Origin of the sequence: Herbaspirillum rubrisubalbicans (genome assembly GCF_003719195.1) — a bacterium.
GTDB classification, from domain to species: domain Bacteria; phylum Pseudomonadota; class Gammaproteobacteria; order Burkholderiales; family Burkholderiaceae_D; genus Herbaspirillum; species Herbaspirillum rubrisubalbicans.
Window position 1 is genome coordinate 4,752,618 of record NZ_CP024996.1, and the last position, 13,473, is coordinate 4,766,090.

The 13,473-nt window shown below is 61.9% G+C and carries 9 protein-coding genes; 6 read left to right on the forward strand and 3 right to left on the reverse strand.

Annotated elements, in window-relative coordinates; translation table 11 throughout:
* Window positions 1-28: 28 nt before the first annotated feature.
* Window positions 29-883, reverse strand: coding sequence for a hypothetical protein (locus RC54_RS21120; protein ID WP_061789971.1), 855 nt, complete (start codon window positions 881-883; stop codon window positions 29-31).
* Between the two features lie 211 nt (window positions 884-1,094).
* On the opposite strand from RC54_RS21120, the gene RC54_RS21125 reads away from it, so the two are divergent.
* The 6 genes from RC54_RS21125 to RC54_RS21150 all read left to right on the forward strand — a co-directional run bounded on the left by RC54_RS21125 (window position 1,095) and on the right by RC54_RS21150 (window position 9,532).
* Window positions 1,095-1,934, forward strand: a complete 840-nt coding sequence (locus tag RC54_RS21125; RefSeq protein ID WP_058896799.1) for a M15 family metallopeptidase — start codon at window positions 1,095-1,097, stop codon at window positions 1,932-1,934.
* Window positions 1,935-2,015: 81 nt separating this feature from the next.
* A complete protein-coding gene (locus RC54_RS21130) occupies window positions 2,016-2,273 on the forward strand; it encodes a PAAR domain-containing protein (RefSeq protein WP_061789970.1) in 258 nt (85 codons plus the stop codon).
* Between the two features lie 66 nt (window positions 2,274-2,339).
* Window positions 2,340-3,872, forward strand: coding sequence for a hypothetical protein (locus tag RC54_RS21135; RefSeq protein ID WP_244216393.1), 1,533 nt, complete (start codon window positions 2,340-2,342; stop codon window positions 3,870-3,872).
* A 30-nt stretch (window positions 3,873-3,902) separates the two neighbouring features.
* On the forward strand, window positions 3,903-7,739 hold the full coding sequence (gene tssM / locus RC54_RS21140; RefSeq protein ID WP_061789968.1) for a type VI secretion system membrane subunit TssM: 3,837 nt from the start codon (window positions 3,903-3,905) through the stop codon (window positions 7,737-7,739).
* Entirely contained in the window at window positions 7,736-8,722 is a 987-nt protein-coding gene (gene tagF, locus RC54_RS21145; RefSeq protein ID WP_017452617.1) for a type VI secretion system-associated protein TagF, read from the forward strand. Before tssM ends, tagF begins: the two co-directional genes overlap by 4 nt.
* A gap of 9 nt (window positions 8,723-8,731) precedes the next feature.
* Window positions 8,732-9,532 carry an OmpA family protein gene (locus RC54_RS21150; protein ID WP_061789967.1) on the forward strand — a complete coding sequence of 267 codons (801 nt, stop codon included), beginning with the start codon at window positions 8,732-8,734 and terminating at the stop codon, window positions 9,530-9,532.
* A gap of 86 nt (window positions 9,533-9,618) precedes the next feature.
* Here RC54_RS21150 and tssA read toward each other — a convergent pair whose 3' ends face one another.
* Window positions 9,619-10,746 (reverse strand): type VI secretion system protein TssA, encoded by a 1,128-nt coding sequence (tssA, locus tag RC54_RS21155; RefSeq protein ID WP_061789966.1) that lies wholly within the window; start codon window positions 10,744-10,746, stop codon window positions 9,619-9,621.
* A gap of 24 nt (window positions 10,747-10,770) precedes the next feature.
* Window positions 10,771-13,446, reverse strand: a complete 2,676-nt coding sequence (gene tssH, locus RC54_RS21160) for a type VI secretion system ATPase TssH (RefSeq protein WP_061789965.1) — start codon at window positions 13,444-13,446, stop codon at window positions 10,771-10,773.
* Window positions 13,447-13,473 lie beyond the last annotated feature (27 nt).

Genomic DNA, 13,473 nt, shown 5'->3' on the forward strand with positions numbered 1-13,473 from the left:
TGTTAGCGGCGTGCGAACGGGGCTTGACTCAATTGGCATCATTGACCTTGCAGGCCGGGTCGCTATCCCATCGGCCCGAACAGATGCGCCAGCGACAGAACTCACCTTCCACGAAACCGAGCGCATGACAACGCTTGAGCAGGGACGCGGTGCTTTCGCCGTTCTTGCGCTCGACCACGTCGACATTGCGGGCTTCGTTCTGCCGGGGTGAAGTGGCTTGGTTCTGGGCCGACTTCTGGCCATTGCCATTGCTGGCGGTGTCGCGCGCGGCGCGCTTTCTCTCGACTTCGCCCGAGCGCTCGACCAGGGCCTTGATCAGATCGACGTCGCTGTCATCGCGCTTGTCGGTCTTGGCCGCCTTCTTCTTTTTGTCTTCATGCGGTGCGGCCTGCTTGGCCGGCTTTTCCGGCTTGGCTTCGAGCGCATTCTTCAAGGTTGCAGGAGGTGGCTTGACGCCCTCTTCCAGGGCACTGGTCAACTGGTCCGGGCCGCGCGATGCGGTTGATGCTGCATCATCGGTCGCATGGGAGGCAGTGTCATTGATCACCGCAGTATCGCCGACACCGGACGACTCCTGTGCTACGGGTGCTGCGGGTGTTGTGATGGCCTCGGCCGCTGGTGTTGAGGCCGACGTGACCGAGGCCACTGGCGGCACTGGTGCATTGGCCCCAGTTGCTTGCACAGGCGCGCTGTCGGGACGGTTCATGCGCAATGCGGCCAGCGTGGCCAGCCCTGCCACCAGCAGCAATACCAGCACGATGACCAACAGACGGCGTGGCTTGCCGGCCTTGCTGCCAGTGGTGCTGCGGGTCGCGTTCTTTCCATCCGAAATCGAATTGAGGATGCGAACTTCATCCGTAGAAGAAGTGTCGGATGCAGGCATCAAGCTCGGTCTTCTGGACGCAGGTTTTTCTTGGTTCGGAGGCTGCAAGGCCGTACTCCTGTGTTATTCAACTTGCAAAAAGTTGTTTGATTTTTATTGATTTACCGTTTCCTGCCCGTCCGGCACAACCGGCCGGCCCAACTCCAGAAACGTGCGGCGTTCGTCCTCCCAGGTTCACGATGCGCCGGCCAGAATAAAAAGGGGATTCGTCGTGCTGTTCCTTCTCATTGCTGCCTACCTGCTGGCCACCGGCTTCGCGATGTGGTTGTTGCTTTTTCCATCTGGGAGGGTACGGACCCTACGGTTCCTCAATGCCCGTCTTTCCGGCCTGCGCAACCGCTGGGAGCGATGGAACAGAACAAGCGATGAGGTGATTGCAGGGACAACATCCAATCTCAGGAGTTCCCTGACAGCGGGAGTGAACTACGTGCGCAACAATTACGTAATCACATCCACTATCGTTGTCTTGTTGGTCGGCCCGGCAATCATTGCCTATCTATTGAGCGGGAAATCCATGTTGCATGGATTCGAGGATACCGATCACGTAACCAATTCTCAAATCGCGGAACTTTTAAAGGGCGAGCAACTCGTACCACCGCCGCCCTTGCCGCCGGAAATGTTTACCACCGCAGAAGTGGTCCAGGTCCGTCCGATGCTGGTCAATGCCAGCCGCAACTGGCAACTGCTCAATCCTGAATACGCCCAACGCCTGCTCCTGGTCTTCAAGATCATGAAGGAAAAGCATGGCTACGACATGGCGCTCATCGAGGGTTATCGCAGTCCAGAACGCCAGAACATGCTGGCTGGCATGGGCGGCAATGTCACCAACGCAGCCGCCTTCCAGAGTTATCACCAGTACGGACTGGCCGGCGACTGCGCCTTTGTCAGGAATGGCAAGCTGGTGATCAGCGAAAAGGATCCATGGGCCATGGAAGGCTATCGCCTCTATGGCGAGGTCGCCGAGTCGGTAGGACTGACCTGGGGTGGCCGCTGGAAGCTGATGGACTTCGGCCATACCGAATACCGTATGCCGGGCGTCATGAAGAGGTAAGGCGAAGAGGTAAGGCATGGCCTCGCAGCGGCCATTGCGACCGGATGAAAGACAGACTGTAAGAATAAAAGGGGATACACCATGAGCAGACCGATCATCGTCATTGGCGACAAGACTTCACACGGTGGCAGCGTCATCGAAGGTTCCGACCAGACCCTGGTGGGCAACAAGCTGGTGGCGCGTATCGGTGACCAGGTCAGTTGCCCGCGCCACGGCACCACCCGTATCGTCAGCGGCGATGCGACGATGGTGGTCGATGGCTCCCCGGTGGCGCGCGATGGTGACAAGACAGCCTGTGGCGCCGTATTGATTGCGAGCCAGGCAAGTACCACTCTCTGAGCCACCCACCGACAAGAACAGGGGCAGGGTTCACCACAACAAGAAAAAACAAGAAGGCGAATGCTGATGAGCACATGGATGAAGCGTGGCCTGCTGGTCTGCGCAATTTTCTTGGTCACCTGGGTGATGTTCATCACCTATTGGTCCGGTGCCAACCACATGCCCGATGGCGGTGACGTGATCCTTTCCCTGCTGGTGCTGCCGGCCGGCTTCCTCTTGCTGATATGGGGCGTGAGCAAGGCCAGGACGGGCTTGGCAGCCACTGCAGCGACCAAGGCAGCCGAAGCTCCAGCCGCGCCGCAAGCCGACACTGCTTCGGCTGAACCGACGCAGCATCCCGAACGCCGCTGGACCCTGGCCATTGTCGCCACCGCTCTGCGCACTCCTTTCGGTACCGATGCGGCCAGCGTTGTGGCACAGATGCAGGCACAGGCACTGCGCTTGCCACTGGATGGCGAACTGACCGATGCGGAGGACTTCCCCATCCTCGCCGGGCGCATCGCCGAGCTCGATGCGGAAGCCACGCGCGAAACCTTCCTGGCCTGGCAACACCAGCGCATCCCCAACCAGCCTACCCTCACCGAAGACGCCGATGAAGCTTGGCGCAGCCTGGCGCTGGCGGCCGATATCGCCCGCGAACTGGGCGACCGGTTGCAATGGCATCCGCTGCTGGAAGAGTACCGCCAGGCGCCCCGTCACCAGCAGGAGAGCGTGGGCTTGCCGCAATTGCACCTGCTGGCCCTGCTGCCGCCCAGTTGGCCGAGCGCGCAACGGCTGCAAGCCGCCCAATGGCTGGGCGAGCTGGTAGCGCAGCAAGGCTGGCCGAGCGAGAAGATGACGGTGCTGCCGGCAGCAGCCGCTGACACCGCCCACCCACTGCTGCACCTGGATCGCCTGGTCGCCACCAGCCGCGATGCACGCAGCCAGCAGCCCTCCCCTTATCTGGCATCGTCCTACCTGGCCGTGGTCATTGCGGCGCAATCCAATCTGGGTCAGGACACCGTGCAGGCATGGCTGCAAGACAAGCAATTGCTGCACGGCCCCGCCAGCAACGGAAAAGCCCCTGGCGAAGCCGCTGCAGGCCTGATCCTGGCCGACACCACGCAAGCGCTGGCCATGGGCACCGCCGATCCGGTGCTGCTGCACCGGAGCAGCCTGGGCCGTCATGAACAGTCAATCGACCAGGCGCGCCGTATCGATGGTCAATTGCTGACACAGCTGGCACAGGCGGTACTGCGCGATGCAGAGATAACGGCCGAAGCCATCTCGCTGCTAGTCACCGATGGCGACCAGCGTGCCAGCCGTACCGATGAAATCATGAAGCTGGGCGAGGCCGTGCTACCGGACATCGACCTGGGCAAACACTGCATCAAGGTCGGCGCCACTTGCGGCTCGGCTGGTCTCGGCACGGTGCTGTCGGCCCTGGTGCTGGCCCATGCCGCCACCGAGCAGAGCGGCGAACCCAGCCTGTGCGTGAGCAACGAAGATGCGCATGAGCGGGCCGTCATCGCCCTCAGCCGTGCGCCCGTCATCAGCGCTCCTGCTGCATCCACCACTGCGCCGGGGACAACAGCCGCCCTCGGCAGCGCCACCGCATAACAATAACTCCCACTCCAAAGCGCCTATATCATGCAACGACTCTGGCACATCCTCAGCGACACGCGCACCCTCATCATCATCGGCTTCGTGGCACTGGCCGCCTTCCTCTTCATCGGCGCCGACCAGTTGGAGGTGGCCCTGACCTGGGCCGCCGTCATCCTCGGCCTGCTGCTACTGGCCTGGCTGGCCGTCTGGCTCTACAAGCGCTGGAAGGCCCGCCGTGCCGCCAACCAGCTGGGCGATGTGCTGGAAAAACAGGCCAGCCAGCCGGCACCGGCCAGCAGCGAGGGCGTCCAGCGCGACGACGTGGCCGCGCTGCGCACGCGGATGCTGGAAGCCATCAACACCATCAAGACCTCCAAGCTGGGCCAGAAGTCGGGCGCGGCAGCGCTCTATGAATTGCCGTGGTACATGGTGATCGGCAACCCGGCCGCCGGCAAGAGTACCGCCATCGCCAACTCGGGTCTGCAATTCCCGTTTGCCGATGAGAGCGGCAAGATCGTCCATGGCGTGGGGGGTACACGCAATTGTGACTGGTTCTTCACCACCGACGGCATCCTGCTCGATACCGCCGGGCGCTATTCGGTGTACGAAGAAGACCGAAATGAATGGTTCAGCTTCCTCGGTCTGCTCAAGCGCTATCGCAAGCAGGCGCCGATCAACGGCATCATCATTGCGGTAAGCGTGGCCGAGCTGACCGGCAACCGTCCCGAATTCGCCATCAACCTGGCCAAGAACCTGCGCCAGCGCGTGCAGGAGCTGACCGAGAAGCTGGAAGTGTTCGCCCCGGTCTACGTGGTCTTCACCAAGGCCGACCTGATCACCGGTTTCAACGAGTTCTTCCTCGATACCGAACGCAGCGAACGCGACCGGGTGTGGGGCGCCACGCTGGCCTATGACCGCAAGCGCAGTGGCCAGGAAGTGAGCCTGTTCTTCGATGAACGTTTCGACGAGCTGTATGCTGGCCTCAAGGAAATGAGCCTGGCCAACATGTCGGTCAAGCGCGGCGAGAACCTGGCACCGGGCGTGCTGACCTTCCCGCTGGAGTTTTCCGCCATCAAGGGCGCGTTGCGTTCCTTCGTGACCACGTTGTTCGAAGAAAACCCGTTCCAGTTCAAGCCGGTCTTCCGTGGTTTCTACTTCACCAGCGCCTTGCAGGAAGGCGCCACCGTGAGCGCTTCCTCGCAACGCATTGCCGACCGTTTCGGACTGACGCTGGAACACAAGCCCCAGCGCGAAATCTCTTCCAAGCACGGCTTCTTCCTGCACAACCTGTTCAAGCAGGTGATCTTCGCAGACAAGCAACTGGTGGCGCAGTACACCAGCCGCAACAAGATCCGGATGCGCTACATCACCTTCTTCGCGGCCGTGACCGTGCTGGGTGGCTTGCTGGGCGGCTGGAGCTGGTCCTATATGGGCAATCGCCAGTTGGTCGCCAACGTGCAGGCCGACATGGACAAGGCCGTCAAGCTGCAGGAAAAACGCCTGGACCTGCAATCGCGCTTCGAGGCCCTGGAAATCCTGCAGGACCGCATCGAGCAACTGGACCGCTATCGCGCCAGCCGCCCGCTCTCGGTCGGCCTCGGGCTGTACCAGGGTGATCTGCTGGAGCGCAAGCTGCGGGAAGAATACTTCGCCGGCATCAAGGAAATCATGTTGAAACCGGTGGCCTCCAACATCGAGAGCTACCTCATGGAAGTCAACGCCAATTCCGGCAAGCTGGAGCCGATGTCGCGTCCGCCCCAAGCCGGTGGCATTACACCGGTGGCCGACAATGGCGTGCAGCCGGGCAATACCCTGCGTACCTACAAGGACAGCTCGGCCACCAGCGTGGAAGATGCCTATAACGCGCTGAAGACCTACCTGATGCTGGCCGACAAGTCGCGTGCCGAATCGAGCCACCTGAGCGACCAGATCACCCGCTTCTGGCGCGGCTGGCTGGAAACCAATCGCGGCACCATGCCGCGCGAACAGATGATTCGCAGCGCCGAGCGCCTGATCAGTTTCTCGCTGGAGCAGATCAACGATCCTTCCTGGCCCACCATCGAAAACAAGCTGACCCTGGTTGACCAGACCCGTGAGAATCTGCGTCGCGTGGTGCGCGGAATGCCGGCGCGCGAGCGCGTGTATGCCGACGTCAAGGCGCGTGCGGCGACCCGCTTCGCCTCCATGACGGTGGCGCGCATCGTGGGTGACAAGGACAAGGAATTGGTGATGGGCAGCTACGCCATCCCCGGCACCTTCACCCGCGACGCCTGGGAAAAATTCGTCCAGGATGCCTTCAAGGAAGCTGCCAACAAGGAACTGCAAAGCGCCGACTGGGTGCTAAAGACCTCCACCAAGGATGACCTGACGCTGGAAGGTAGCCCCGAGCAGATCCAGAAAGCTCTGGTGTCACAATACAAGACTGAATATGCGCGCGAATGGCAGAAATTCCTGCAGGGCGTGAGCATCGTCGAATTGCACAACCTGGATGACGCCACCAATGCCATGAACCGTCTGGGAGATCCGATCACTTCGCCCTTGAACAAGGTGATCAATACGGTCTACGACGAAACCTCCTGGGATAATCCCTCGCTGGTCGATGCCGGACTGGCCAATGCCAGCAAGGGCTTCATGGGCTGGTTCAAGGAAACCATCCTGCGCCGCTCGCCGGCACCGGTCCCGACCCAGCTCAATACCGATGGCAGCACCGCTATTCCGATGGGCCCGGTGGGCCGCGAGTTTGCCGGCGTGGCCAGGCTGGTGGTCAGCAAGGACAAGGGAGCCTCGCTCATGCGCGGCTACATGGAGAACCTGTCCAAGCTGCGCACCCGCTTGAACACCATCAAGAACCAGGGCGATACCGGGCCGGGCGCCAAGCAACTGATGCAGCAGACGCTGGAAGGCAGTGGCTCGGAACTGTCGGATTCGCTCAAATTCGTCGATGAAGAAATGCTGCCTGGCCTGAACGACCAGCAGAAGACCACACTGCGCCCGTTGCTGGTACGTCCGCTGGTACAGGGCTTCAATGCCCTGGTGCGCCCGACCGAAGGCGAAGTCAACAAGATCTGGCGCGCCCAGGTGTACGAACCGTTCCAGAACAACCTGGCGGCCAAGTATCCGTTCTCGCCCAATTCCAAGATCGAGGCCAACAGCGGTGAAATCGGCACTGTCTTCGGCGAGAATGGCGCCATCTCCAAGTTCGTGACCACGGCCATGGGGCCGCTGGTGGTGCGGCGTGGAGATACGCTGTCGCCGCGCAAGTGGGCCGACATGGGCATCACCTTGTCGCCGGCCATCACTACCAACTTCGCCGAGTGGATCAGTACCCCGGCCGGTGCCGGTGGCAATGGTGGTAGCGCGGCAGCCGACGCCCAGACGGTGTTCCAGATCCAGCCGCAGCCGGCACCCGGTGCGCTGGAGTACACCGTCGAGATTGATGGCCAGCAACTGCGCTATCGCAATACCCAGGCCCAGTGGACCAACTTCGTCTGGCCCAATCCGCAGGGTGCGCCGGGTGCGCGCGTGACGGCGGTCACCTATGACGGCCGTACCGTGGAGGTGGCCAACCAGCCGGGCCGCTTCGGCCTGGAGCGCCTGATCAACACGGCCCAGCGCAAGCGCAAGGACAATGGCGTGTTTGAATTGTCCTGGACCAATGACGGCGTGACGGTGGTGGTGAACCTGAAGATCATCAGCAGTGCCGAAGTCTCGGGCAACGCCAATGGCACCGCCCGTGGCACCGCCGGCCTGCGTGGTCTGAAGCTGCCGGAAACCATCGCCGGCGGCGAACCAGCGGCAAGCCCGCCCAACACCCCGGCCGCAGTGGCACCGACAGCCCAGACGCAAACTCAACAACAAATCACCACAGGGGCTACGCAATGAGTGCAACCGGCACCCCCATCAAGATCGGCTATTTCGGCAAGATTCCAGCCCGCGGCGACTTCATCAAGGCGACCGACAACGCCGCCCTGATCACGCTGCTGGACAACTGGCTGGCGCAGACCATGGAAATGATCGCGCGTGATGCGCGCTGGAAAATCATCTATGACAGCGTCAAGCCCTTACACTTCGTGGTCATGGGCCCACGCAGCCGACGCGCCGTGGCCGGCCACTTGCGGGCCAGCGGCGACCAGTCACAACGCCGCTTCCCCTTCATCTCGATGAGCGCTTTCGACGTCGAAGACCCGGTGGCCTTCGTGAGCAACAGTGCGCTGATCCTGTCGCGCCTGTGGTCGCGCCTGGAATCCTTGACCAACGCTGTACTGAACGCCCCCGATCCCGGCCAGGCCCTGCAGACGCTGGCCTCGACCACGCTGGAACTGGACATCAACAGCGCCGGCTACAGCGCCGCCTTTACCGATTTCCTAGAACTGCAGACCACTGGATCGCTGCAGCAGATGCTGGAACAGGCCGGCTTCAGCGGCAATCTGCGTCAACTGTTGCTGGCGCTGGGTCTGCTGTTGCAGCCAGTGATGGCCAGCACCTCCAGCCGTCTGGACAAGAACCTGATCCTGCCGCTGCCACGTGATCCGATGTACCGTGGCCTGGTGGCCAGCTTCTGGATGCACTTGATCACCCCCTTCCTGTCGCGGGCCGATTTCGAACTGGCACTGTTCCTGACCCGACTGGAGGAGCAACCCTGCATGTTCCTCGGATTTTCCGGTGCCTCGCCGCGCACCCTGCATTCGATCATGGATACCCAGGCCGGTGCCGAGCACAACATCGCCTTCGACGAGGCCGACTGGGTCGAAGAACACGTCGGCAGCGACTACGGCATCCAGAAACTCTCCAGCTACCTGGCCCATCCCGACCTGTCGCTGCAATCAGCCATGGGCTCGTTCCGCGAAGCTTTCATCGGAGCCTGAATCTTGAATATGAATATTCTTTCCTCCCCCAGCCGCCTGACCCTGCTGGCAGCGGCCTTGCTGGCCTGCACCGTCAGCCAGGCACAAAACGTCGCGCCCCCCGTCGCCACGCCGGCCCCCGGCCAGGTACTGGTCACTGGCACGGTCCCCGATGAGGCCAGCAAAGCGGCAGCCTTGGCGCGTCTGCGCGAAATCTACGGTACCGACCGCGTGGTGGACCAGATCGCCGTCGGTCAGGTCGTCTTGCCGGCCAACTGGAACAACCATGTGCAAAAGCTGATCTCTCCCAACCTGAAAGCGGTCAGCCGAGGCCAGTTGAAGATTGATGGCACCAGCGTGAGCATCACCGGCGAGGTCGCCAATGAAGCACAGCGCCAGCAGATCGCCAGCGACATGGCCGCCAGCCTCAACTCTTCCTATACGGTCAACAATGGTCTGCGTGTATCAACCTCGGAACAGGGACTGCTGGATAATGCCCTGGCCAATCGCGTGGTCTCCTTCGAGAGTGGACAGGCCACGCTGACCCCGGAAGGCAAGCGTATCCTCGATGAAATCGCAGCCACCATGCTCAAGCTCAAGGGGCGGCATGTGGAAATCATCGGCAATACCGACAACGAGGGTCTGCGCGCCAGCAACATCTCGCTGTCGCTGGCCCGTGCCGATGCGGTCAAGGCCTACCTGAGCGCCAAGGGGGTCGATGAAAGCCTGTTGACGACCTCGGGCCAGGGGCCGGACCGTCCGATCGCCTCCAACGCCACCGCCGAAGGCCGCGCCAAGAATCGACGCATCGAGTTCCGCATCGCCAAGTAGTGCGCAATGGCGGGCTGACAAAAAAATGGAACCGGCGCACTAGTGGCACGGGTTCCGTTTTTCATTGCGCCGCATTCGTAGCTGGATCAGTCCTGTGGCGGCGGCTGCAGACCCAGCAATTCTTCCACATGGGACAGCGCAGCATTGTCCTTGATGACGGTCTTGAGCCAGGCATGTAAGGGCATCTCGCCCCACTGCGCGGCCTTGTCCGCCAGGTGCGCAACCGGACTGTGCGGCTCGGTGCGGCGGAAGAATTCGGCGACCGCCCGCAGTTGCGCAATGGCTTCTGCCCGTGTGCGGATGGGGCCGTTGTGCTGCGCCGACCTGTTGGGCGCCGCCCCGCCATCGACCGTTTGCTCTGCTGCTGCCGGCGTATCCTCCTGGACGGTCTCGACTTCTACAGGCGAGGCCGAACGCAGCCCGGTATCGGCGGCGAAACGTACCACGGTGTCATGCACCAGCGTAAGGGCCTCGCGGGCGGCGGAAAATCCCGGACCATCGACGCCCAGGCGCGCATCCACCGACTTTTCAAGTTGTTGCAGGCATTGCAGGCCATACTGGGTATCGGCCAGCATGGTTTCGTAGAAGGCGTGCGAGCTGCGCTTGCGGGCCGATTCCATGACGGCCAGTTTCACGCCTTCTTCCGGCTGACCACCCTCATTGGCGATACGTTCGGCATTGGCGGCCCGGGTGCGGGCGGCATCAAAATCGAGCAGCGAAAAGGCCGTGCCCCGCCCTTCGGTCAAGGCAATTTCACGCGACATCTGCGCCGCCCGCGACAACAGCCAGGTCAGGTTGCCCACGCGGCGATCGTGGTCGCCATCTTCGGAAGGCGGATAAAGGTGATCCCAGAAATGATCGAACAAGCCTGCCACCAGCAGGAAGCCGTCGCCCAGGCCGCGCAGGCCGCGTGTCTTGCAAGCCGCTTCGCTATACCAGACCGCCAGACGCAAGTCCTTGCTGCGGGTTTCGATCAATTGGGCGCAGCGCTGTTCGACGAAGGTCCAGTCAGCTTCCTTGATGTCGGTGACCCATTCCCCCTGGTCCAGGGTCGGATCATCGAAACGGCGTGCCTCGGCGATGGCATCCAGGTCGGCCGTGAAGGACAGGTCCTCGCCACCTGGGTGGTTGTCATTGATGGGCTTGAGCAGCGGATCGATGGCGGAGGCGAGAGGCTTGCTCCCCAGCAGGGATTTCAAGGTAGGTAGTTTCATGGTCGACACGTTGCTGATCTGAATTTATTGGATGGTGTACTTGAAATCGCCCTTCTTGCTGGCCGACACCTTGATACGGCTGATGCTCTGCCCTTCAGCCATGCGCGCCAGTACGCTCTCGGCGATTTCCGGCAACAGGCTGCCATTGAGAATGTTGTCCACATTGCGCGCGCCCGAATCAACCTCGGTACAACGCGCCAACACAGCCTCGACCAGCGCCTTGTCGTAGCTGAACTCGGCCTTGTGGTTCTCGGCAATGCGCTTGGCGATGCGTCCGAGCTTGAGCTTGATGATTTCCACCAGCACTTCGTCGGCAATCGGGTAGTAAGGGATCACCTTCAGTCGCCCGAGGAAGGCGGGCTTGAACGCCTTCACCAGTTGCGGGCGAATCAGGGCGTCCAGCTCATCCGGGGTGGGCAGCTCCTGCGCCGTCTTGTTCAGACAGGCTTGCATCATCTGGGCCGACGCCACATTGCTGGTGAGGATGATGATGGTGTTCTTGAAGTCGATCTCGCGACCTTCGCCATCATCCATCACGCCCTTGTCGAAGACCTGGAAGAACAGTTCCAGGACATCCGGGTGGGCCTTTTCCACTTCATCGAGCAGCACGACGCTATACGGGTTACGCCGCACCGCTTCGGTGAGCACGCCACCCTCGCCATAACCGACATAACCAGGCGGTGAACCCTTCAAGCCGGACACCGTATGGGCCTCCTGGTATTCACTCATGTTGATGGTGATGAGCTTGCGCTCGCCGCCATAGAGCACATCGGCCAGGGCCAGGGCCGTCTCGGTCTTGCCCACGCCGGACGGTCCAACGAAGAGGAACACGCCCTTGGGCTTGCCCGGGTCGTCCAGGTTGGCGCGCGAGGTGCGCACGCGCTGGGCCACCGCCGAGGTGGCCTGGGGTTGGCCCAATACACGCTCGCGCAGCAAGGCATCCAGGCCGAGCACGGTCTTGATCTCATCCTTGACCATCTTGCCCAACGGGATACCCGTCCAGCCGGCGACGATCTCGGCCACGACATGACCATCGACCTGGACCGGCACCATCGGCGTCTCGCCCTGATGCTGCTTCAATTCGTCCAGCAGTTGCTTGATTTCGGCCCGCGCTGCATCGGCATCCTGGCCGGTTTGACCGTTGCGGTTGGCGTCTTCCAATGCGGCGCGGGCTTGCTGGATACGCTCGTTGAGTCCGCGTTCCTGCACCCACCGCGCCTTGAGATCCGTTTGTTCCGCCAACGCTGCTTCATGCTGGGAACGCAGCTCAGTCAAGCGCGCTTCATGCAGCGATCCGCTGGCCGCTTCACGCTCCAGGGCCGCCATCTCGGCAGCGATGCGCTCCAGCCGGCGGCTTACCCCTTCCAACAGTGCCGGCGTGGCATTCTGCCCGAGCGCGACCTTGGCGCAGGCGGTATCGAGCACGCTGATGGCCTTGTCCGGTAACTGCCGACCACTGATGTAGCGATGCGACAGACGGACCGCTTCGCTGATCGCTTCGTCATAGACGCGCACGCCGAAATGCTTTTCCATCAAGGGCGCCATCGCCCGCAACATGGCGCAGGCCACCTCTTCGGTCGGTTCTTCCACCTTGATGACCTGGAAGCGCCGGGCCAGTGCGGCATCCTTTTCGAAATACTTCTTGTATTCACTCCAGGTAGTAGCGGCAATGGTGCGCAACTCCCCGCGTGCCAGCGCTGGCTTGAGCAGGTTGGCCGCGTCATTCTGTCCGGCTTGGCCACCGGCACCGATCATGGTGTGGGCCTCGTCGATGAACAGGATGATCGGATGCGGGCTCTTCTTGACCTCATCGATCACGTTTTTCAGGCGGTTCTCGAACTCGCCCTTCACGCTCGCCCCCGCCTGCAGCAGTCCCATGTCCAGCGTATGAATTTCCACCCCCTGCAAGGCCTGCGGTACGTCACCGGCGGCAATGCGCAGGGCCAGGCCTTCGACCACGGCGGTCTTGCCCACGCCGGCTTCGCCAGTGAGGATGGGATTGTTCTGGCGACGGCGCAGCAGGATGTCAACCGCCTGACGGATCTCACCATCGCGCCCGATCACCGGGTCGATCTTGCCGTCGCGGGCGCGTTGCGTGAGCTGGGTGGTGTACTGGTCGAGCGCCGGGGTCTTGCCGGAAGGGCGCGCATTCATCTCCCCGACCGGATCAGCGCTTTCGTTCATATCGCCCGCGGGGCCTTGCCCGGAAACGCTTTCTGCAAGGGCTTCGACGGAACCTTCGGTCAGTTTGTACAGATCATGCTTGAGCTCAGCGACCTTGAACTTGGCAAACAGCTTGGAACCCCGATAGGCCAATTGCGACAACTCGCTCTGGGTCAGCAGTGCCAGCAGCAGGTGACTGCTACGGATGACCGGATTGCCACCGTCCAGCGAGGCGATCAACCAGGCGTGTTCGAACAAGGTCTGCAGATGGGGCGACAGGACCGGAGTGCGGGTATTGCCATTCTTGAAGGTGGCGATTTCACGTTCGAGGTCGGCTTGCAGACTGTCGATGCTGATGCCACTGCGGCGCGCGATGAGACTGAAATCCGATTGTGGCTGGTCGAGCAGGGCCAGGAACAGGTGTTCCAGGTCCACCTCATATTGGCCACGGGACATGCACAGCGTCGCGGCGCGTTCAGTGGCTATCCGGGCGGTGTCGTTGAGTTTGCTGATCAGTGACTTCAGGTTGATGCCCATTCTGCTCTTCCTTCCTGCTCTGGTGAT